The organism is Microcoleus sp. M2_D5, assembly GCF_036701935.1.
Lineage (GTDB): Bacteria > Cyanobacteriota > Cyanobacteriia > Cyanobacteriales > Microcoleaceae > Microcoleus.
Genome location: NZ_JAUBRP010000038.1, coordinates 1 through 21,965, shown reverse-complemented (window position 1 = coordinate 21,965; position 21,965 = coordinate 1). Strand labels below are relative to the sequence as shown.

General features: G+C 45.3%; 24 protein-coding genes. 15 read left to right on the top strand and 9 right to left on the bottom strand.

Translation table 11 applies throughout. The annotated features are described in order from the left end of the window. Positions 1-11: 11 nt before the first annotated feature. Entirely contained in the window at positions 12-440 is a 429-nt protein-coding gene (locus QUA50_RS17060; RefSeq protein ID WP_333209163.1) for a DUF202 domain-containing protein, read from the top strand. A gap of 42 nt (positions 441-482) precedes the next feature. Here the strand turns inward: QUA50_RS17060 and QUA50_RS17055 are convergent, their stop codons facing one another. Further along, the gene (locus QUA50_RS17055; protein WP_333056531.1) at positions 483-1,406 is read right to left on the bottom strand and encodes an alpha/beta fold hydrolase; all 924 of its coding nucleotides are present in this window, start codon (positions 1,404-1,406) and stop codon (positions 483-485) included. 190 nt (positions 1,407-1,596) lie between these two features. On the opposite strand from QUA50_RS17055, the gene speB reads away from it, so the two are divergent. The 8 genes from speB to frr all read left to right on the top strand — a co-directional run bounded on the left by speB (position 1,597) and on the right by frr (position 8,356). After that, positions 1,597-2,526, top strand: coding sequence for an agmatinase (gene speB / locus QUA50_RS17050; protein ID WP_333056532.1), 930 nt, complete (start codon positions 1,597-1,599; stop codon positions 2,524-2,526). A gap of 133 nt (positions 2,527-2,659) precedes the next feature. Then, positions 2,660-3,217 carry a thioredoxin family protein gene (locus QUA50_RS17045; RefSeq protein ID WP_333056533.1) on the top strand — a complete coding sequence of 186 codons (558 nt, stop codon included), beginning with the start codon at positions 2,660-2,662 and terminating at the stop codon, positions 3,215-3,217. A gap of 179 nt (positions 3,218-3,396) precedes the next feature. Beyond that, entirely contained in the window at positions 3,397-4,203 is an 807-nt protein-coding gene (gene modA / locus QUA50_RS17040) for a molybdate ABC transporter substrate-binding protein (protein ID WP_333265226.1), read from the top strand. A gap of 307 nt (positions 4,204-4,510) precedes the next feature. Then, positions 4,511-6,331 (top strand): molybdate ABC transporter permease subunit, encoded by a 1,821-nt coding sequence (gene modB / locus QUA50_RS17035; protein WP_333265227.1) that lies wholly within the window; start codon positions 4,511-4,513, stop codon positions 6,329-6,331. 90 nt (positions 6,332-6,421) lie between these two features. Beyond that, positions 6,422-6,820, top strand: a complete 399-nt coding sequence (msrB, locus tag QUA50_RS17030; protein WP_333265228.1) for a peptide-methionine (R)-S-oxide reductase MsrB — start codon at positions 6,422-6,424, stop codon at positions 6,818-6,820. 114 nt (positions 6,821-6,934) lie between these two features. Then, positions 6,935-7,123 carry a hypothetical protein gene (locus QUA50_RS17025; protein ID WP_333265229.1) on the top strand — a complete coding sequence of 63 codons (189 nt, stop codon included), beginning with the start codon at positions 6,935-6,937 and terminating at the stop codon, positions 7,121-7,123. Further along, positions 7,093-7,821: a UMP kinase gene (gene pyrH / locus QUA50_RS17020; protein ID WP_333155549.1), complete on the top strand. Its 729-nt coding sequence runs from the start codon at positions 7,093-7,095 to the stop codon at positions 7,819-7,821. Before QUA50_RS17025 ends, pyrH begins: the two co-directional genes overlap by 31 nt. Beyond that, entirely contained in the window at positions 7,808-8,356 is a 549-nt protein-coding gene (gene frr, locus QUA50_RS17015; RefSeq protein WP_333265230.1) for a ribosome recycling factor, read from the top strand. Before pyrH ends, frr begins: the two co-directional genes overlap by 14 nt. 165 nt (positions 8,357-8,521) lie before the next feature. Here the strand turns inward: frr and QUA50_RS17010 are convergent, their stop codons facing one another. Continuing rightward, positions 8,522-8,662, bottom strand: coding sequence for a hypothetical protein (locus tag QUA50_RS17010; protein ID WP_333265231.1), 141 nt, complete (start codon positions 8,660-8,662; stop codon positions 8,522-8,524). An 18-nt stretch (positions 8,663-8,680) separates the two neighbouring features. Between QUA50_RS17010 and QUA50_RS17005 the strand changes: the two genes are divergently transcribed. From QUA50_RS17005 to QUA50_RS16995, 3 genes are all read left to right on the top strand, one after another. Continuing rightward, complete coding sequence (locus tag QUA50_RS17005) at positions 8,681-8,875, top strand: hypothetical protein (protein ID WP_333265232.1); 195 nt, start codon at positions 8,681-8,683, stop codon at positions 8,873-8,875. A gap of 163 nt (positions 8,876-9,038) precedes the next feature. Continuing rightward, a complete protein-coding gene (locus tag QUA50_RS17000; protein WP_333056541.1) occupies positions 9,039-9,491 on the top strand; it encodes an NADAR family protein in 453 nt (150 codons plus the stop codon). Between the two features lie 370 nt (positions 9,492-9,861). Next, complete coding sequence (locus tag QUA50_RS16995; RefSeq protein ID WP_333265233.1) at positions 9,862-12,867, top strand: GAF domain-containing protein; 3,006 nt, start codon at positions 9,862-9,864, stop codon at positions 12,865-12,867. 72 nt (positions 12,868-12,939) lie between these two features. Here QUA50_RS16995 and QUA50_RS16990 read toward each other — a convergent pair whose 3' ends face one another. From QUA50_RS16990 to QUA50_RS16965, 6 genes are all read right to left on the bottom strand, one after another. Next, entirely contained in the window at positions 12,940-13,548 is a 609-nt protein-coding gene (locus tag QUA50_RS16990) for a DUF4276 family protein (protein WP_333155540.1), read from the bottom strand. Further along, complete coding sequence (locus QUA50_RS16985) at positions 13,545-14,690, bottom strand: AAA family ATPase (protein ID WP_333265234.1); 1,146 nt, start codon at positions 14,688-14,690, stop codon at positions 13,545-13,547. Before QUA50_RS16985 ends, QUA50_RS16990 begins: the two co-directional genes overlap by 4 nt. A gap of 173 nt (positions 14,691-14,863) precedes the next feature. Continuing rightward, a complete protein-coding gene (locus tag QUA50_RS16980; RefSeq protein ID WP_333265235.1) occupies positions 14,864-15,640 on the bottom strand; it encodes a pentapeptide repeat-containing protein in 777 nt (258 codons plus the stop codon). Positions 15,641-15,837: 197 nt separating this feature from the next. Beyond that, a complete protein-coding gene (locus QUA50_RS16975; protein ID WP_333298772.1) occupies positions 15,838-15,975 on the bottom strand; it encodes a hypothetical protein in 138 nt (45 codons plus the stop codon). Between the two features lie 72 nt (positions 15,976-16,047). Further along, a complete protein-coding gene (locus QUA50_RS16970; RefSeq protein ID WP_333056817.1) occupies positions 16,048-16,692 on the bottom strand; it encodes a pentapeptide repeat-containing protein in 645 nt (214 codons plus the stop codon). Between the two features lie 400 nt (positions 16,693-17,092). Then, on the bottom strand, positions 17,093-17,215 hold the full coding sequence (locus QUA50_RS16965; RefSeq protein ID WP_333056816.1) for a hypothetical protein: 123 nt from the start codon (positions 17,213-17,215) through the stop codon (positions 17,093-17,095). Between the two features lie 434 nt (positions 17,216-17,649). On the opposite strand from QUA50_RS16965, the gene QUA50_RS16960 reads away from it, so the two are divergent. Then, complete coding sequence (locus QUA50_RS16960) at positions 17,650-18,087, top strand: helix-turn-helix domain-containing protein (protein ID WP_333265236.1); 438 nt, start codon at positions 17,650-17,652, stop codon at positions 18,085-18,087. A 468-nt stretch (positions 18,088-18,555) separates the two neighbouring features. Here the strand turns inward: QUA50_RS16960 and QUA50_RS16955 are convergent, their stop codons facing one another. Next, a complete protein-coding gene (locus tag QUA50_RS16955) occupies positions 18,556-18,909 on the bottom strand; it encodes a metal-sensitive transcriptional regulator (RefSeq protein WP_333261490.1) in 354 nt (117 codons plus the stop codon). A 430-nt stretch (positions 18,910-19,339) separates the two neighbouring features. Here QUA50_RS16955 and QUA50_RS16950 point away from each other — a divergent pair, with 430 nt between their 5' ends. Further along, positions 19,340-20,590: an HhoA/HhoB/HtrA family serine endopeptidase gene (locus QUA50_RS16950; RefSeq protein WP_333265237.1), complete on the top strand. Its 1,251-nt coding sequence runs from the start codon at positions 19,340-19,342 to the stop codon at positions 20,588-20,590. A 146-nt stretch (positions 20,591-20,736) separates the two neighbouring features. Next, positions 20,737-21,897 (top strand): AIPR family protein, encoded by a 1,161-nt coding sequence (locus QUA50_RS16945; RefSeq protein ID WP_333265238.1) that lies wholly within the window; start codon positions 20,737-20,739, stop codon positions 21,895-21,897. The last annotated feature ends 68 nt before the right edge of the window (positions 21,898-21,965 follow it).

Here is a 21,965-nt window from a genome sequence, read left to right as displayed (position 1 = left end):
AGGTAGGGTTGATGAACAAGGGTGATAAAATAGACCGACAGCGAGAACATCAGGCAAATGAACGCACCTTTCTGGCATGGTTACGAACTTCACTGGCTTTAGTTGGTTTTGGGTTTGCAATCAGTCGGTTCAGTTTATTTCTCCGTCAATTTCAAGCTACAGTGACTCAGCAAGAAGTTTCCTCCCCTCCCTTCTTCAACTCCGAAACTTTAGGGCTGAGTCTGGTCGTTTTTGGGATTGCGGTCATTGCCTTAGCAGCATGGCGTTATAATCGAGTATTCTGGCAAATTGAGCGAGGTGATTATCGCCCAAATCGTGTGCTAGTTTGGATTCTAACTGGAGTTGTAATGATTTTAGGAACGTTAAGCATTCCGTTGGTGCTATGGCGCGATCGCGCAAATATAGCTCCCACTTCAACTCCTAAAAACTCTCAATTCTAAGTTAACCCGATCGCTTAGCTAAAGTGCCTCTTCCTTTGTTGATTAAAGGGGAGGATTGTCGGCAAATCTCGATCGCTCTTTAATCCAATCGAGTAAAATAGGATTGACCAATTCCGGCGCTTCATCCTGGGGACAATGGCCCACTCCCTCCAAAGGAATAAACTTTTCAACAGCCGGAAACTTTGCCAATTCTCGCCCCAAGGCGATCGGCTCCCAAGGGTCATCCGTACCCCACAAAATCAAAGCCGGACAGCTCAAACGCGGCAACAAATCCTCCGGTAGCGGGCCTTGAGAATAACTGATAAAGGCCACAAATACTTCAACTGCGCCGCTGTCTTTAGCAGGTTCCAGCAGCATATTTACCAGTTCGTCGCTGACAGCTTCAGGACGGTGATAAGCTTGCAAAAGCACTTTTTTTACTGTTTTTGGCGTTGCTAATTGTTTAAAAAATAATTGACTTATCCACTTGACATTTAAAACTTTTTGTGCAATTGGCGCTCCAAAACTGCGATACCAAGGCATTTCGGCGCGTTTGCGATCGTGCAGCAAGCGTAGGGAACAATTGAGTAAAATTACGCCAGAAGCAATATCGGGAAAATCAACAGCCGCTTGCATAATTGCCACACAGCCGATCGAATTTCCCACCAAAAAAGCCGGCCCGCCCGCAACTTCCCGACAAAAATCAGCAATTAGCTGACCCCAAGTTTCAAAAGTATAGTCAATCTCAAGCTTGGGCGCGGGTTTAGCAGAACCGCCAAAACCGATGAGGTCGATCGCATAACAGCGGCAATCAGCAGCCAGCGCCGGCAAATTCTTGCGCCAGTGGCCCCAAGACGCACCAAAACCGTGGACAAACACCACCGCAGGCCCCTGGGAACCCGCAGCCTGGTAGCAAATCGGAAAGCCTTTCCACAGCCAAGTTTGAGGCGAAATAAGTGTTGACGAAGCGGGAGTAGAAGATGTCATGCGATTTTAGATTTTAGATTTTAGATTTTAGATTGGGCATGGGGCATAGGGCATGGGGCATTGTTAGCTGCTGACTGCTGACTAATGACTAATGACTAATGACTAATGACTAATGACTACTTTGCAGTTAGAGCCGATAGTATGTCACGATTAAACCTGCTGACTTCTTTGCTGTATTAAAATTTCCCTTATGCCAACGATCGTTTCCACAGCAGTCGTACCATTTCTGGGGTCTGAAATTGTACCCGACTACGACACCGCCAAAGTAGTAATCTTACCAATTCCCTACGAAGCTACCACCACTTACCGCCGGGGGTGCGAAAACGGGCCCGCCAAACTTCTAGAAGCTTCTCATCAACTCGAGTGCTACGACGAAGAATTGGATGCCGAAGTTTGCTACGATGTCGGAATTTATACAAAAGAGCCGATCGCCGATACCCGCAACAGACAACCAGTTTCATCCTCAGAAATGCTGCAAGTAACCCAAGCAGCAGTCTACCAGCTAGTTACCGAAAATAAATTTGTCATCTCCCTCGGAGGCGAACACAGCATCACTGCCGGCGTTGTCGAAGGTTATCGCCAAGCATACCCGGATGAACCTTTCACAGTCGTGCAAATTGACGCCCACGGCGACTTGCGACACGAATACGAAGGCTCGATTCACAACCACGCCTGCGTGATGCGACGTGTTGTCGATATGGGCTTACCGACACTGCAAATCGGGATTCGCGCTATCTGCAAGGAAGAAGCCGACTTGATTAAAGCCAAACAGCTAAACGTGATTCGAGCCAGAGAAATTGCTACTCAACCGGATTGGGCCGATCGCGCAATTGCCAGCATAACAACTAAGCGAGTATTTTTGACGATCGACTTAGACGGCATCGATCCGACTTTAATTCCAGGGGTGGGAACACCCGAACCGGGCGGGTTAAATTGGTATTCCCTCACCGCATTTTTGCGCCGCGTCTTCGAGTCCTACGAAGTAATCGGGTGTGACATTATGGAATTAGCACCTATTGTAGATTCTGTCGTCTCAGAATTTACCGCCGCCAAATTAGCATACAAACTTATTGGATACCAAGCTCTGGCTCAAGGTTGGCTAAAGCCAGACGAGGAATAAATCGCGAAGCACGAATCACAATAGGCTGTTGGCAAGGCTAGAATTAAGCTAAAGCCAAACAACAGCCAATTTTATTCGTGCTGACAGTTTCATCTTTCATGCTGGCAAATACTCCTCTTCACCTCCTGAAAACATGAGTTTACTAATGGATACAACGGGTACTCCCATTAACGGCTACGCTCCCGATTTTGAACTGCCGGGAGTTGACGACGAAGTTCACCATTTAGCTCGATATTTAGAAAAATTTCGGGCGATCGCGGTGATATTTATGTGCAATCATTGCCCTTACGTGCAGTTGTATCTCAATCGCATGAAAGAACTTCAAGCAGATTTTCAAGATCGAGATGTTACTTTAATCGGGATTAATGCTAATGATGCAAACCAGTATCCCGACGACAGTTTTGAGAATATGAAAATTTTTGCCACCAACAATCAACTCAACTTCCCGTATATCCGAGATGTTGCTCAAGATGTGGCTGAAAGTTTTGGGGCTTCTAAAACCCCGGAGGTTTTTTTGTTAGACCAAGACGGCAAACTGCGCTATAAAGGTTTAATTGACGACAACGCTGACGATCCGGCGGCGGTGCAGGTTTCTTATCTGCGGAGTGCGATCGACCAATTGCTCAACAGTCAACCCGTTGAGCCTTCAACTACAGAGGCAATAGGCTGTTCCGTCAAATGGCGATCGTAGGCAGATTTAAAATTAACGTTCCCGCACTAATTATTAACTGGTTCCCTGGCTGTGCCTGGGAACCTATCTCCAGAGGCTCTGCCTCGTCAAAGACTGGATGAAAATTGGAGATACAGCCTCCGAATCTGCTTTACTAGGCAGAGCCTGGTAAGGAGTAAAAAGATTCAAAACAATTGTCTGTGAACTTAAAAAGTAGACGTATTCCCAACTTAATTTTCGCAGTCGCCTTCCTGCTAGCACTGCTGATTAGTTGGAACTTATTTAAGAACTTTTCCTCAGTCGATACGTTGCAGCGCACCTCCTTAAACGTATCCGCTGCTATCAGTCTCTCGAAAGCTTTAGGGGAAATCAAAACTGTTTATCAAAGCAGTAATCCGAATTTTACTATTACTTATAATTTTGGTGCTTCCGGTGCTCTAGAACAGCAAATTCAGCAGGGAGCACCGATAGATGTATTTTTCAGCGCCGCCACCAACCCAATGGATGCTTTGCAGCAATCTAACCTGCTAATTAACGACACGCGCCGCAATTTGCTGACAAATCGCCTGGTTTTGATTACTCCCAAAAACGGTGTTGCTTTGAGCGATTTCAAACAGTTGACAGATGCCAGAATCAAGAAAATTGCGATCGGCGAACCGAAAAGCGTACCTGTGGGACAATACGCTCAGGAAATGCTAAATAAACTTGGATTGTGGCGGCAAATACAGCCAAAATTAGTGCTAGGAAATAACGTCCGCCAAGTGCTGACATTTGTCGAAAGCGGTAACGTTGATGCTGGTATAGTTTATGCGACTGACGCCACAGCCTCCGACAAAGTAACTGTGCGGCTAACGGCTGCGGAAAATTTGCATTCGCCCATTGTTTATCCGCTGGCAGTTATCAGAAACAGCCGCAATCCGGCTGCTGCCAAAGGGTTTGTTGACTTTTTGGGGGGCGATCGAGCTAAAATAGTATTTCAGAAATACGGATTTGGCATAGCTAGTTAATTAGTCTCATACAACCAAATTCTGTAGGGGCGGGTTTTACCAACAATATCTAATTCCCGCCAACAATCTATATAAACCCGCCCTCACACAACAGATAACCTTGTGTATTCAAAGAGGTACATTTCGATTTGCCTTTGGGTGGGGGCGGGTTTGCGAGATTATTGGTATTAGCCCGATATTGTTGGTAAAACCCGCCCCTACGAGCGAATCCCAAAATTATACATTTTGATTTATCTTTGGGTGGGGGCGGTTTAGCAAGTTATTTGTTTGAAACAATTATTGTTAGTGAAACCCGTCCCTACGATTTATGGAATTTGATTTTTCTCCATTATGGATATCTCTGAAATCATCAGCCATCGCAACTTTCTTTACCTTCTTTCTGGGAATAGCCGCCGCCCGGTGGATGCTTTCAACTCGCATCCGAGGTAAAGCTTTAATTGAAGGGATTTTCATTTCTCCCTTAGTTTTGCCGCCGACAGTAGTCGGATTTTTGCTGCTGCTGCTGTTTGGGAGAAATGGGGCGATCGGGCAATTTTTGCTACAATTCGACTTAACTATAATTTTCACTTGGCAAGCCGCCGCGATTACTGCCACAGTTGTATCATTTCCCCTCATGTACAAAACTGCTTTGGGAGCTTTTGAGCAAATTGATGCCAATCTTCTCAATGCAGCCCGCACTTTGGGAGCATCGGAGTGGCAAGTTTTTTGGCGGATTATGTTGCCGCTAGCATGGCCGGGAATTTTAGCAGGAACTATTCTCGCATTTGCTCGCGCTTTGGGTGAATTCGGCGCGACGTTGATGTTAGCGGGGAATATTCCCGGACAAACTCAAACTATTCCGATGGCAATTTATTTTGCTGTGGAAGCTGGGGATATGAGGCAAGCTGCTATTTGGGTTTTGATTATTCTGAGTATTTCTCTAAGCGTGCTAACTGCTGTTAATTTTTGGACTGATTTACAAAAAATATCGCCTCAACAGAATTCGAGCTACAGACTGCAATCAAATATTCCTAAATTCGCGTCTATTTTTACCACCAAGTCCCAAACAAAACAAGCGGAAAGCGGACTTTGTTTAGGCATTTTTAAACCTTTGTCCAGCTTTGCCTTGGATGTCGGCTTCGATATCGGCTCGGAAGTGCTGGGAATTTTGGGCGCGTCGGGTTCCGGCAAAAGCATGACTCTGCGCTGCATCGCCGGTTTGGAAACTCCCAGCAGCGGTAAAATTGCCGTCAACGGCAGGGTTTTATTTGACTCAGCACAGGGTATTAATGTACCTTCTAAAGACCGTCGTATCGGTTTTTTGTTTCAAAACTATGCTTTATTTCCTCACCTGACTGTTGCTCAAAATATTGCGTTTGGTTTGCAGCATTTATCTGAAAGCGAGCAAAAACTTCGGGTAAAAGAACAGCTAATTTCGGTGCAAATGTCGGGACTGGAAAACCGCTACCCGCACGAACTTTCGGGGGGACAACAGCAGCGGGTGGCTTTGGCAAGGGCGATCGCCCCTTCTCCAGAATTGCTGCTGTTAGACGAACCGTTTTCTGCTTTGGACACTCATTTGCGGAGTCAACTGGAACGGGAGTTAATGCAGACTCTGGCTAATTATCGGGGCATTACTTTGTTTGTCAGCCACAATTTAGAGGAAATTTACCGGGTGTGCAAAAATCTGTTGGTATTGGCCGAGGGAAAGCCGATCGCCTTTGATACCAAAGAGAACATTTTCGATCGCCCTGGCAACTTCACCGTCGCCCAGTTGACGGGCTGTAAAAACTTCTGTGCCGCTAAACATATCTCCGTAACTGTCGTGGAGGCGATCGACTGGGGCTGTACTCTGACTGTAGTCGAACCCATTCCCAAATCTCTAGTTTTTGTGGGAATTCGGGCTCATCAACTGAGTTTTGTTAGCGGGTGCGATCGCGAAAATACTTTTGCTTGTTGGATCGCCTCGACTGTGGAAACTCCGCACCGGGTGACATTATATCTCAAATTACACTCGCCTCCCAATGATTCCCAAGATTATCACTTGCAAGCCGAAGTTTTCAAGGAAAAGTGGAGGGCTATTAAGGACAATCCTTTTCCCTGGTATGTTCATTTAGAGCCAATTAGGTTAATATTAATGGAAGCCTGAGTTAACTAGCAATATACCGTTAACCGCCAAGACTCAACAGTTAACACTTAACCGTCAACAGCTAAATACATCTTAACCAAACATCAAATCATGACTGAAAAAGTTAAAAAAACAGACGCTGAATGGCAACAACAACTCACGCCAGAACAGTTTAAAGTCACCCGCAAAAAAGGAACGGAAAGAGCTTTTAGCGGCGAATATCACGACAACAAAAAAACCGGAATTTATAAGTGTATTTGCTGCGGCACAGAGCTATTTAAATCAGAAACAAAGTACGATTCCGGTACCGGTTGGCCGAGTTTCTACGCTCCAGTTAGCGAAGAAAATGTCAAGTGCGAGTCGGATAACAGCTTGTTCATGCGCCGAACAGAGGTACTGTGCGCTGTTTGCGACGCTCATCTCGGTCACGTATTTAACGACGGGCCCAAACCTACCGGTCAGCGTTACTGCATGAATTCTGCTGCTCTTAATTTCGTCCCCAAGGATTGATTCTTTTAGGGGATCGCGTGTCCAACCCCTACTCCCCACAAAAATAAATCCGGTTGTGGAACAGGCCCAAAAGCCTGTTCACCTAGCATTCACTGAGAAAAAATAAATCCGGTTGTGGAACAGGCCCAAAAGCCTGTTCACCTAGCATTCACGCAACAAACAAATTCTCTGCCACCACAAGCAGGATGCCTGTTCCGGGTAATTGATGTTCAAAATGCACCCGTGCTGCTATCTTATGGTGGAGGCAAAAAGAGTAAAAAAATAGTGGCGGCATGGGGATGGTATATCAGCGAGTTTTGCTGAAGCTCAGCGGTGAAGCGCTGATGGGCAGCTTGGGCTACGGCATCGATCCGGTAGTCGTTGGGTCGATCGCCCAGGAAGTGGCCAAAGTCGTGTCCCAAGGCATTCAAATCGCGATTGTTGTCGGTGGCGGCAACATTTTTCGCGGGGTGAAAGCTGCTTCGGCAGGGATGGATCGGGCAACGGCTGATTATGTGGGCATGATTGCTACGGTGATGAATGCTATCACTTTGCAGGATGCCCTGGAACAAGCAGGAGTGCCAACGAGGGTGCAATCGGCGATCGCCATGCAAGAAGTAGCTGAACCCTACATCCGGCGGCGGGCAATTCGCCACCTAGAAAAAAAACGAGTAGTGATTTTTGGTGCCGGTTCTGGCAACCCTTTTTTTACTACTGATACTACAGCCGCTTTGCGGGCGGCTGAAATTGATGCAGAGGTGATTTTTAAAGCTACTAAGGTAGATGGGGTGTACGATTCCGACCCCCACCTCAACCCCAACGCGCGCAGGTATCAAACCCTCACCTATGCCCACGTCTTGAATCAAGATTTGCGGGTGATGGACAGTACGGCGATCGCCCTTTGCAAAGAAAATAATATTCCTATTATGGTATTTGACCTCTCGGTGTCGGGCAACATCTACCGAGCTGTAATGGGAGAATCTATTGGAACTCTTGTCGGAGGTTTTTGTGAAGTTAGCTGAAGCAGAAGATCATATGCAAAAGGCAGTTGAGGCTACTCAACGGTCTTTTAATACTATTCGGACGGGACGGGCCAACGCCTCCCTCCTGGATCGAGTCATGGTAGACTACTACGGCTCTCCAACTCCGATCAAATCCCTTGCAAACATCGGCACGCCGGATGCGACTACGATCACCATTCAACCGTTCGATCGCACAGCGCTTACCTCGATCGAAAAAGCAATTTCCCTGTCCGATGTAGGACTCGTTCCCAACAACGACGGTTCAGTTATTCGCTTGAACATTCCGCCGCTGACGAGCGACAGACGCCAAGAATTTGTCAAAATGGCCGGGAAGTTTGCTGAAGAAGGTAAAGTAGCAATTCGCAATATCCGCCGCGATGCCGTTGACTCGATTCGCAAGCAGGAAAAAAGCAGCGATATCTCTAAAGATGAATCCCGCGACTTGCAAGATAAAATTCAAAAGCTGACGGACAAGTACGTTGCCAAAATAGAAGAAGTTCTGGCAGCCAAAGAGAAAGATATCACAACTGTTTAGGCAATGGAAAATTGGGCATGGGGAATAGGAAGAGTTTTGAGATTGCCGAGATACGGCCGCGAACAACGAGCAGACGCTGAATGATTTGTGAGTTGTGAGTTAAAAACTCAAGATTTAACACTCATTAACTTACCAATTCCTCCTGCCCCATTGACCAATCACCCATTACCAGTTATCCGGTGAAGGAATTCGTCCTGCCATTGTTAGCGGATTTAAGGCTGCTGAGGCGAGCGATCGAGTCTTGGAGGTGCCGACGACGCTAAGCAGCCGTACACTCAATCGATCGCCCAAGAATGGAACACTCATCTGATTTGGGCGAGTCGCTTGGCTAGAGCATTCTATCAGTTTACAGGAGCTGCTGGCAGAGCGGGCGTCAAATTGCCGATGACTACTCAGTTGATGAGCAAAATTTTGTGTTGCGAACCGCGTTATGCCGATATCGCTAACCGCGCTCTTAAAAAGCTGATGCCGTTTTATAACGAAGGAAGTTCGGCAACGGATTTAACGCATGGATTTTGAGGGAAGAAAGAAGAGAGAATCTTCTTAAATCCCAATTCCTTATTCTCAATTCCTCATTCCCAATAGCGGTAATGTGCGCCCCCAAGCACCCTAGATCGTTGGATTTTGCGTAAATCCTGTAAACTTTAAAATCTAAAATCTAAAATCTAAAATCTAAAATCCAATGATAATTTATTTTTATAAAGTAGAGGAGCCTTATGGCTGCTTTTCTAATTTTTCACTACACGACATTTCTCTGCACGGTCAATATTGGTTGACGGTGGAACATTACTATCAAGCCCAAAAATTTGTCAGCACCGATCAAAGATTAGTGGCGGCGATTCAAGCCGTAGCAACTCCTCAAGAAGCCGCTAAATTAGGTCGCGATCCCAACCACCGGATTCGCGCTGATTGGGAAGCCGTGAAAATTCCCATTATGCGCGAAGCAGTTTTAACTAAGTTTCTCACTCATACAGACATTCAAGCGATTCTTCTTGCCACAGGGGATCGAGTAATTGTAGAGGATTCGCCAACAGATTACTACTGGGGGTGTGGCTGCGACCGAACCGGTCAAAATCATTTGGGTAAAATTCTGATGAGCGTGCGCCAAGAAATTAGTCAGCACCAGGGGCGCTGATAGAAACTCAAATTCTTTCGTTAATTATCATTATATGAAGTTATACAACAAATGTCAAGTTATCCTAACAATGAATAATTGTGATAGTGAGAGTTTAAGATTGCGAGAAATTTATAAGAGCATTAAAATAATAATTATTATTTGCTTAAGTCGATCTGCCTGTTGAAGGCAAGGGTTAAACTGGCGCGATCGCAGATTTGACTTGCCCCAGCCCACCAGAGGCGATACACCGTCGTCTCTGAAAAGTGCGCGACGGATTAATTGTACAGATCGGTTGAGTCAAAAATTCAGGGTGAGGCATTTGAATTTCAACGCTCCAACAGCACATCAAAACTTCTTATTATCATTGTATAAGTACAAAAGGAGATTTATGCAACTCAGAGAAAATACACAAGAATTACATTATAAACTAGACAGAGAAGTTTTGATACGGCGGATAACAGAACGCATTCGCCAATCTCTAGAATTAGAAGATATTTTAACCAGTACGGTAGCAGAAGTGCGGTCTTTTTTGAAAACAGATCGCATTATGATTTACAGGTTTAGTGCCGACGGAAGTGGAGAAGTTGTTGCTGAGTCAATTAATAACAACTGTCTCCCTTCGTTGAAAGGATTGCACTTTCCAGCAGACGACATTCCCGCCAGCGCCAGGGAGATGTATGTCACTTTGCGCCAGCGGACAATAATAGATGTTAACTCAGGGACGATCGTCCTGAGTCCCCTCGATGCTGCAGACACCGGTCAACCTTTAGTAAATGAAGAGACGCATTACCGATCGCTAGATCCTTGCCACACCGCTTACCTGATGGCAATGGGAGTGCAATCATCCTTAGTCGTGCCGATTGTGCACCGCCGGATCGTCTCGGAAAACAGCAAAACAGATATCTGCCAGGCCGCGACGTGTCTGACTCGATACGAGCCAGGAAATAATCAAAAAATTCACATCGAACTGTGGGGACTTTTAGTGTCTCACCACTGTGCGCCCCTCAATATTTCACCAGCAGATTTAGAAGTAGTTCAGCTCGTATCAGATCAATTGTCTAGCGCTATCGCCCACGCCCTCCTCCTCCAGCAAACCCGCTCTCAAGCGGCCCGCGAAGCTACCGTGAGCCGCATAGCAGCCCTGTTGTACGGTCACGTCAACATTCAACTGCAGCAAGGTTTAGAAGCCACCGTCACCGCTTTGGGCGGCAGCGGTGGCAGACTCTATCTCAACCAGCCGAAAATCAACGGTGAAAAGTTATCCCCTCCCAAGATTGAAGGAGGATTGCCAATTGCCCCGGCCCACAGTGATGCTACCTTTGAACTGTTCACCACAGGAGAACAACCGACACTTCCCAACTGGGAAAAAGTTAAGGCTATCGAAGCTCATCCTCTCTGGCAGGAATGGCTAACCAAAGGATTTAAAAATACCGATCGACTTCCAAAAATTCCAGTTATTACTAATTCTCAATTTCCAGTTTTGATAATTACAGACTTATACAAAGAACCTCTATTTAGAGTTTTAGTTCCGGCTTTTCAATTTTCTAAAATTCGGGGTTTGTTGATAATTCCCCTCCACTACAAACAACAAGTAGTCGGCTGTTTGACCGTGTTTCGCAATGCAATTGATACCGAAAAAATGTGGGCTGGGCGCTTTGACACCAGCGCTGCACAAACCCTTCCCCGACAATCATTTGAACTTTGGCGAGAAATAAAAAAAGGTCAGTCGCCAGAGTGGAAGTACGAAGAAATCGAGCAAGCTTTAGCTATAGGCAGCCAATTTTGTTCGGCAATTGGGCAGTACGTTCTTTATAAAGAAGTGCAAACTCTGAATGCCAACTTGGAGCGGCAAGTTCAAGAACGCACCGCCCAATTGCAAAAATCATTGGACTTTGCCAAAGTATTGACGCGAGTTAGAGACCAGATTCGCAGCACCTTAGATTTAAAAATCATACTGCAAACTATTGTGCGAGAAGTCAGAGTTTTGTTGGATACCGATCGCACGGTAATCTACCAATTCGCGGCCGACAAACAGGGCGAGGTAGTTGTCGAAGCTGTTTGCGGCGAGTGGCGGTCAATTTTAGGTATCACATCTCCACAAGAATGCTTTCCCGAAGGCTCAGACTGCTTTTATCGAGCCGGACGGGTGCGAGCAATTAATGATATTTATACTGAGGATTTAACACCCTGTCACCGCGAATTTTTGGAAGAGTTGCAGGTGAGAGCAAGTTTAATTGTACCCATGATCGGCAAAGATTCCCAATTGTGGGGGTTGCTGATTGCCCATGAGTGTTCCGGGCCGAGAGTTTGGCAAACTGCAGAACAGGAATTGGTGCAACATTTAGCGGCTCAAGCTGCGATCGCCATTCACCAAGCAGAACTTTATCAAGAAAGTCTCAATGCAGCAACTGCCGATCGATTAAAAGCCGAACAGCTAGCTAAAACCCTCACAGAATTGCACAATACCCAAGCCCAACTGATTCAAACCGAAAAAATGTCCAGTCTCGGACAACTCCTGGCGGGAGTCGCCCACGAAATCAATAACCCCGTTAACTTTATCTACGGCAATCTGTCCCACGCCAGCGAATACACCAAAGATTTACTCTGCTTGGTAGAACTCTACCGCCAGCACTACCCCAATCCCAACCCAGAAATTAGCGAGTGCTCCGAAGCCATCGACATCGAATTTCTTGCCGAAGATTTGCCAAAAATTTTGGGTTCCATGACAGTCGGAGTTGAGCGCATCCGCCAGTTAGTGGTATCTTTGCGTAATTTTTCCAGGAGCGATCGAGCCGAGAAAAAAGCCGTTGACATTCACGAGGGCATCGACAGTACCCTGTTGATTTTGCAGCACCGGCTCAAAGCCAATTCTGATCGCAACACCGTAGAAATTATAAAAGAATACGGCAATTTGCCCTTAGTAGAATGCTATGCCAGCTCGCTCAATCAGGTATTTATGAATCTGATCGGTAATGCCCTTGACGCCCTAGAAATGGGACAAAAAGAGCGAGTTGTGAATCTTCCCTTGAAAGTGGCAAGTGCAGCGGCGACGCATTTAAGCTCCCAAATACTGCCTATCGAGTCAGGAGATATAAATGCCACCACCGAGTGTTTGATTCCTGATTTTCCCTCCCCTTGTATTCGGATTCGCACTGAATTAATCGATGAAAAAACGGTAGGAATTTGCATTGCTGACAACGGTCACGGCATCCCAAAAGAGTTAATCTCTCACATATTTAATCCGTTTTTTACTACTAAACCCGTCGGTCGGGGCACGGGTTTAGGACTGTCTATCAGTTACCAAATTGTAGTAGAGAAACACCAAGGCGTACTTAAATGTGTTTCTGTACCCGGTCAGGGTACAGAATTCTGGATCGAGATTCCCCTGAATTAACTAGAACAACCTAAAAAACTGAACACCCAGAGTCCCGACTTCTTTAATAAGTCGGGGCTCTAACATCGGACATCAAGAAATTATTTTATCTTCATCGCAGAGAGAGATAATTCGATTCACAAAAGCTTTTAGCTCTGGACAAGCTTGAATCGCAATCATCAGATCGTTGTTTTTCAAAATAGCCATTCCATCAATCACTTTGTTATAGTCTTTTCCGCGTTTTCCAGAGCTAAAAATCTCCTTAATCCAATAGTAAGGTGGCTTTTGATGATTCACTGTTTCAGGCGAACCGCTAGGAGCAGAAAGGTTGTGTTTCGCTAGCTTCTGGATAGTTGTCCAGTAGGGAAGAAGCCATGCTTCAAAATCATGTGATGCTGTGTGAGGATAGAATTTTGGGTTTTTACCTACCCATGTCCTCATTTTCTCTTTAGCATCATTGGCATCTTTAAAGTCCGGCTTTCCGGTATAAACGTCTGTAAGTGCAATTACAGCATCATAGCCATCATTATCGAGGAGAGTTTCAACTATTTTCTTGAGTTTCCCTTGCTTGGGAATTCCACCATGTTGTGGTTTAAAGTCTAGTCTGGGCATTTTTTGCTCTAAACGACTTTGCAGAAACTCATGAAGCTTCTTTCTAAATGCCATTTCAGTAGCACCTTCAACCAAAATAGCAATTCTCATGGACGGCCACCCATCACATTCATTTCCCAAACCTGGTCAAGACTGTAATCTTCTAACCATTTATCCAGGTTAAGAGTGTCAGCCCACCTCATTTTTGCCTCCCCTTCTTCCAAATCGCAGACCAAAATCTCGCTTGGATCGAGAAATCTGATGAGTCTATCTGAGTGTGTGGCAACTATCAGTTGAGTGTGTTTTGAAGCTTCTCTCATTAGATAAACTAAGTGTCTTAAGAGTTCCGGGTGTAGGCTAACTTCTGGTTCATCTAGCAACGTAATAGTTGTTAAAGTTTGACTTTGCAGGAGCGCAACCAACCAGAGGAAGCGCAGCGTTCCTTCTGATAGCTCATGGACATAGAAAGGCTGAGGAAAATTTCTATCTGTCCAAGTCATAGACATAGTTCCTGCGGCAACCGGAGGAAAGTTTAATCGATCGAAATCTGGAAAGGCAGCAGAAATGATATTTTCAACCATTTCAAAACTGTCTCGATCGGTCTCCCGAAGGTCATAAAGACAGGAAACGAGGTTTTCACCGCTTGCTCCAGGCAACTTTGCAGGGCGCATTGCTTGAGGTAGACGGATTGGACTTTTCTCTGAAACATCGAGTGCTCCATAATATGTGCAAGAAGCAAGGCTCTTTCTCAGGTTCTCAGGTTCGCGATACATTTTAGGAACTTGAGAAAGGGATGTTTCAAGAGGATTGTGATCCCAATCCGGTCTCAAAAGTCCACTGCGTTCTTGAAAATATTTAACATCCAAACCTTGTGATTCAATATACTTGAATGGTTCAGCTCTGTTGGGATTTCTCTGCTGTGTTAAAGATTCGTCTCTAATTTCATAAGATAAACCTTTAGGTGACAATGTTAAGCTGTACTTCAAAGGTTGTTCCTTTGGCACTTGCATTGAAATTTCAATTTCAAGTTCTTGTACTTTACCTCTTGTCAAAATTTCATTCAAGCCCCCTTTAAGTTGTAATAAATTCTGTAAATTTCCACTTGCTGAAGCGGCTAGTATTGAAAGAACATCTAAAAAAGAAGTTTTTCCTGCTCCGTTTGCACCAATCATGACGATGAGATTTCTCATCTCAAGCTCAATATTTTGAAGACGCCGAAAACCCCTTACTGATATATTTTCAAATCTCTTCATATTCCGTCCTTAAATAGTGAAACTAGCCTAGACACATATATTGAGACTAGGCTAAGTATACCTGCCTTACAGACATTAGGGGTTTAGTAAAGCCAGATGGGTGTATGAAACGCTCTACATCGCTTGGGTTGGCGCAGCATGAAAAGTCGTTGGAGCAGGCCGTTCACAAGTCTTTAAGGCAAGATTAGCTTCACCAGCACAGAACCGATCGAACCCAGAAGACTCATAAAGTTGCCACCGCCCCCCGTGCGGGGTTCCGTAGGCTTTTGGCGCGCTACAATGGCTTCGGCTAACTGCTTTGACAAATCCTGACCTTGGGAATTTCCTTGAGCAGCAAACAGTTGGTTTGCTATTGCAGCGTCTTGAGCCGCGCCGGCGAAGTCTCCCAAGTCAGCGCGAGACATACTGCGCGCAAAATAAACGGCTGCTAAATCCGATTTCAGATTCAGGGCTCGATCGTAATAATCAATGGCGTTTCTGTAGTTTCCTGCTTGAGCTTCCAGCACTCCCAACCGGTAGAAGTCTTCAGCGGTGCCGATATTTGTTGGCATTCCTCTAACTCCGAGCAGTTGCGCGTTAGTTAAATTGGCGTTGAGCAAATTGGCGTCGCCCAGATAGGCACTTCTCAAGTCAGCACCGCTGAGGTTGGCACCGCTGAGGTTCGCCCCTGTCAGGTTGACGCCAAACAGGCTGGTGCCGCTGAGGTTTGCACCGCTGAGGTCAGCCCCCGTCAGGTTTGCTCGACTGAGGTTAGCCAATCTCAAGTCAGCACCTTTGAGATTGGCTCCGGTTAAGTTGGCTAAAACCAACCCAGCACTACTGAGGTCGCAGTTGGGGCACTGTCGGGTGGCTAGTAATTGTTGCGTGTGTTGGATGTTCTCGGCGGGTGCAGGAGCGATCGGGGCGATCGCGCTTAGCAGCGTTGCAGCAGCGAGGATTCTGAGTTTCATTTTAACCGTCCAAAATCCAAAATATTAAATCTAAAATAGCTTTTATCGAAGCAATTGAAAATCACCATAACACAAGTTCACCCAACAAATCTTTTGACTTGCCCTATGTAGGAGTTCTGTGCGCCATCAGCACCCTAGATTGAAGTTCTCGGCCTTACCTGAGTGTCAATCGATTGCGCGATTTTAGATTTTAGATTTTAGATTTTAGAATTGACTTGCGCGAGAGAAATACGTTCGGCAAGTTTCTCGGATACAGGTTTTTTATTTCTGGACGGATCGATCGCGTGGCGGGTATCGTGGATGCGGGAATTGTCAAATAAAGATTTCGCTGCCAATAAATTAGGGTAATGAATTACTCATTACCCTTTAGCCGCTGTTCTCGGCAACCATAAAAATTAACCAATAAATTAGTCGTGAATCGTGCCGTCGGGCATCGTTGTACCCTTAAGATATACTCCGCTCAGGTTGACTTTTGTAAGGTTGGCTCCCAACAGGTTTGCTCCGCTTAAGTCTGACGCACTTAAAATCGCTTCAGTCAAGTCTGCCCTAATTAGACTCGCCCCCATTAAGTCGGCTCCGCTGAGGTCTACTTTACTCAAGTTTGCGCCAATTAAATCGCATTCTGTGAGCACCGCCCTACGCAAGTTTACTCCGTAAAAATTTACTCCGTGCAAGTCTGCACGGCTGAGTGTTGCGCGAGATATGTTGGCTCCAATTAAAGTTGCTTGGATCAGGGAAGCTCCGCTCAAGTCTGCTTTGCTGAGATTGGCTCCCATCAACTCAGCTCGATTCAGGTTAGCTTCCAGTAAAAGTGCTTCTGTGAGGTCGGCTCCACCTAAGTCTGCTTTGCTCAAATTAATCTTGCACAAATTGGCTTTACCAAAGTTGACTCTGTTGAGTTTGGCTTTGCTGAGATTGGCTCCAATCAGGTCGGCTTCATACAGATTGGCTCCAATCAATTCTGCTTCGTAGAGGTAGACCTCATGCAGGTAGACCCCGCTAAAATTTCTTTCTCCTATTGCATATAGCTTGAGCAGTTCGTCAACGTTCATTGTGGCTTCTCTACACCTTTTAAATGAAGAATACTGTCAGCAAGCTGGTTGCACCGGATGTTCTGCAATTTTAGATTCTAAAATATTCACACCTAGGGTGAAACTTCTCTGAATCTATAAGGTTTTAGGTGGAAAGTACGATCGAACTCATAACTTTTTGTGGGTAGTTGAGCTTACTGAGTAGGCGTGTGACCAAGATCACTAAAAAATGCTAGTAGGCTCACATAGAAAGTCCGTTTTCGATCACAGCAGGCGGGCAAAAATAGCCGATACTTATACTGTAATGCTGAAAAATTGACAATGCCACTCTCGTCGTGTTTTACTCAATTGGCGATCGAGCCAGTAGTTTCACGGATACTGGCCCGCTTGCTGTCAAAGTAGGTTGCAACGTCACTCGGCCCTACCCGCTCTGACCGATGAGAGTGCTGATATCTAAGGATTTTTCGCACTGCGAAAGCCAAAAATGCACTTCGGGGACTAGGGGAATGTCTGTATAAAAATGCGATCGCTGGTGTACAGACATTAGCTGGTTTGCTAGCACCTAATGACTGAAAATTGCCCATACGTTAGAAAAAAATACCAATAAATACCAGGAAAACCATGATAGATGTTTAACAATAAAAGAATAAATGGTATTCCTTAAGAGTCACCTCTTGCCGCTAATGTTACAGTCGAGCGATTAACGGCTATCAGTATTAGCAATGACGCTTGCCCATCAAATACAAAACTGACTCAGAAACCTGGTGTTTTACAAAAAAAATCGTTGCAACCTTGCTCCCGGTTAAAATAATCCGGTTTCTGATCGTCTGAGTGCCTCCAGGAAGGCAAAAGTTGAATGAGTACGATCGCTTTTGTATTGCTTCAGGGCAAACAAAAGGTCAGCATTTAAGATAGGAGCAGCTTTTGCTCCATTGTCAAACAAAGGTATTGTAGAACGCGAATCGTGAGGTAATTGATATGGCTGGAGTATGTAAACTTAGCATCACAGAGACAATTGAAGAGCTAAAAAACCTGTTAAATGAACAAAAAACAGCAAGCGGATTTCAAAAAATTCAAGCACTTTACCTGTTCAAAATTTGTCACGTCAAGACAGTTAAAGAATTGGCAATGACGATCGGGGTAAATCGAATTACAGTGCAGCGGTGGCTGAGAAAGTACCGATCTGAGGGACTCGAAGGACTCCTCGAAACAAAGCACAGTGGCGGTCGCAAGCCGGCCATTCCACCTCTTGCCCGCGCTAGTTTGGCAATGCGCCTCAGCGACCCCCAGAAAGGCTTTAAAAGCTATGGAGAAATTCAAGAGTGGTTGCAGCAGGAATACAGCATTGAAGCTTCCTATAAAGCAGTTTATGCAACAGTCAGATACCAGCTCAAAGCCAAGCTGACGAAAGTCTAGACTGTTCGTACCGCGTCGGATTAATCACCGCTCATCTAATTGTTTGCAGTCAATCTGTGAAGATTTTGAAGACTTACATCGTCACGACAAACCTGACTAATTGTTTTTTAACAAAACGCGCTATCATAAATTGCAGAGCATATCAATTAGATGTTGTGGCGGTGGGGGTGACGGGGAGAAGATTAGATGCTTTTCCCGCGTTTTTGAAAGATGCTTAAAAAAATGGTCAGAAATCATACAGCATATTCCATTTATATGTGGTACACATAATCTGATGTCCCGCTGTTTGGTGCGTCGCCACCCGTCAATCTGTAAGTTATATCCAATATCTCGTAGATCCGCACCCTACAGATTAACAGCACACAATTAAGGTTTCTACTGTACTTCATAAACCACCGAATATGCTGTAACTTGCAAGTTTTGTCTAATTTGCAGGTTTTGTTATAGGGATGTAAAAATTGGCAGCGGCTAAGGCAAAAACCGATCCAAAGCTGCTTTCAACTCTTCGATTTCCGTATCGATATTACCTTCTTTCGCGGCTCTGGCGATGCACTCAGTTAAGTGTTCGTCAAGAATGATTCTCGCTACGCGATCGAGCGCGCCTCGCACCGCAGCAACTTGCACCAGAACTTCGGGACAGGGACGGTTTTCTTGAACCATTGTTTTAATGCCGCGGACGTGTCCCTCAATCCGAGACAAGCGATTTACCAGCCGCCGCATCGATTCTTCATCGTGATGGTGAGGGTGGGCTGATTCAGCGTCGTGATGGTGGTGGGAATTTGAGGGCAAGGATTTGTCAGTAGAAGTATCAGATAGAATCATTGGGGTTATACCATTTTAGATTTTAGATTTTAGATTTTAGATTGGGAATGAGTGATTTCGTAATGGTTGGGCCCACGGGCCTAGAGTTGCATTCTTTTTTTGAAACTGGTATTACTAGGGAATTTTTTAAAGTTAGAATTCAGAATAGGGTGAGTTGGTGCGGGCTCGTGACTCATGTATTGTAACTGTCAATCGATTGCGCGATTTTAGATTTTAGATTTTAGATTGACCCCACGGATAAGTTCGGGGGCAAGTGTCATCGGATACAGGTTTTTTATTTCTGGACGGATGAATCACGTGGCGGGTATCCTGGATGCGGGAATTGTCAAAATATATTTAGGATCTTCATAGTGGCAGATTATGCAGATTATTGAGTCCGCACGATCGCACACCTTTACCAGACTAACCCAGACTAACAAAGATTGACGCTATGCGACTATTTAAGTTTTTTCGCCCCGCACCTCGAACAGGTGCTCGTTGGTTCGCCCTAATTTTAGCAATGACGATCGCCCTGAGTGCTTTAACAATCAATGCTGCACCCGCCGCAGCCGCCGCCGCTGATGGCAAAAATCCGCCCAAGTTGCAGTTCCAGACTGCCCCAGCCACTGCCGCGAATCCGCAACTGTTAGCGCTGCGGAGCTCGGAACTCCCGGCGGATACCGGCAGTTTTGTAACGGCGGCAGTCGATCGAGTCGGGCCGGCAGTTGTTCGCATTGATACCGAGCGCACTGTCAGCCGCAACCTCGACCCCTTAATGGAAGACCCCTTTTTCCGCAGATTTTTGGGAGAAGATTTACGCAGCCTGACCCCCAGACAAGAACGCTTGCGCGGTCAAGGTTCGGGCTTCATCATTGACAAAAGCGGGATTGTTTTAACCAACGCCCACGTAGTTGACAAAGCCGATCGAGTGACTGTCACCTTAAATGACGGCAGGACATTTCCAGGAGAAGTGCAAGGTACTGACGAAGTAACAGATTTGGCTGTTGTCAAAATTAATACCAAGGAAGTTAACTTGCCCGTGGCAATCCTAGGAGATTCAGACGCGGTGAAAGTGGGAGATTGGGCGATCGCCGTGGGCAACCCCCTCGGATTTGACAACACCGTCACCTTGGGCATTATCAGTACCCTGAAACGCTCTTCAGCAGCCGTCGGCATTCCCGACAAGCGGCTCGATTTCATTCAAACCGACGCGGCCATCAATCCCGGCAATTCCGGCGGCCCGCTGTTAAACAGCAGAGGGGAAGTGATTGGCATCAACACGGCGATTCGAGCTGATGCAATGGGTATTGGGTTCGCAATTCCGATCGCCAAAGCCAAAGCCATCTACGCGCAGCTAGCCAACGGAGAAGAAGTCAGCCATCCGTTTTTGGGGATTCAGATGATTGCTTTGACTCCTGAAATGGCCAGAGAGAATAATTCTGACCCCAATGCTCCTTTGATTGTGCCGGAAGTTAAGGGAGTGTTAGTGATGCGAGTTGTGCCCAACACTCCTGCTGAGAAAGCAGGGATTCGCAAAGGGGATGTCATCGTTCAAATTGACGGTGAGGCAGTGACTGAAGCCGAACAGTTGCAAAGTTTGGTGGACAACAGCAAAATCGGTCAAATTCTGAAACTGAAAGTGCGGCGCGGTGCCCAGATTAAAGAAGTAGCAGTTCAAACTGCTCAAATGAGGGATTTTTAGAAGTGAAGAGGAAGGGGGAAATCGTTAAAAAACCCTCCTCCTTGTTTCTTTTTTATGTGAATAGATTCAGGAGTGCGATAGTTTTAATAGTTGCATTTTTTCTCTCAAAAACTGATGGTTTTTAATAAAGTATCAATATCCCAACAATGAAAAAAAAACAAATTTTAAATTACCAAAAAAGTCAAATTATTGAGGTACTAAAGCAGGATTATTTTCAAATGACCGCGCAGCTTCATAGAAACTGGACACCAGAGCAACATGAAAAAAATCGATTGAGTCGTTCTTTGGCTGCATTTGCGATCGCCAATCTTGCCGATATTACCCCAGCTCAAGCGGCTAACTCAATTATCAATGGGGAAAATGATAATGGGATTGATGCCATTTATTTCGATCGGATGAAAAATTTGCTTTTGTTGGTGCAGGCTAAGGCAGGGAATGCTCCAAATATGGGTGATAATAAGAAATTTTGTGATGGGATTAGAGATTTAGTCCATCAACGTTTTCAGAAATTTAATGATGGCTTTGTGCGGTTGCAGCAAGAGGTTGAAGATGCTTTAAATACTAACGGGGTAAAAATAGTTGGCTGTAATATATATCTTGATGAAAGCCTTAGCTCTCATGTGATTGCGGATCTCGATCAGTTAAAAACTGAACTGAATCAGTTCGATCAACGTTTTGAATGGCAAGATTTAAATATTAGCATAACACATGGTTGGTTGACAGCCAAACAAGCGATCGCCCCTGTTGATGTAGTCTTGACATTGGAAAACTGGCATTGTTTAGATCGGCCGCGTAGGGCATTTTATGGATTGGTTAAGGCTTCAGAACTTGCATCTTTATATCAACAGCATAATAAGTCGCTTTTTGAGAAAAATATCCGTTATTACCTAGGTGCAGAGGATGTTAACTTAGCGATTGCGGACACTGTCAAAGAGCAACCATCTGAACTATTTTATCTCAACAATGGTCTGACGATTACTTGTTCGATAATTAGTCTGCCATCAGGACACAAACAGGAATCAACTCAATTTACTTTAAAAGGTTTTTCCGTCGTGAATGGGGCGCAAACGGTAGGAGCTATCGCTGCTGTTTATAATGCTAATGGTTCAATATCTGCTGATGCAAAGTTATTAGTTACAATTATTGAAGTGGGGACGGAGACTGATAATATTGGCGAAAAAATTACTGGAGCAAGAAATACGCAAAATGCTGTGCGCGATGTTTATTTTGCCGCGTTAGATTCCAATCAAGAACGTTTGCGACAGGAATGTATGGTATCGAATATTGTTTATGAATATCCAGGGTAAACGCATCTTAACTGGAACCCAAAATATGCTACAGTTAAATCCGACTAAATTTCAATGTAGTTTGTTGT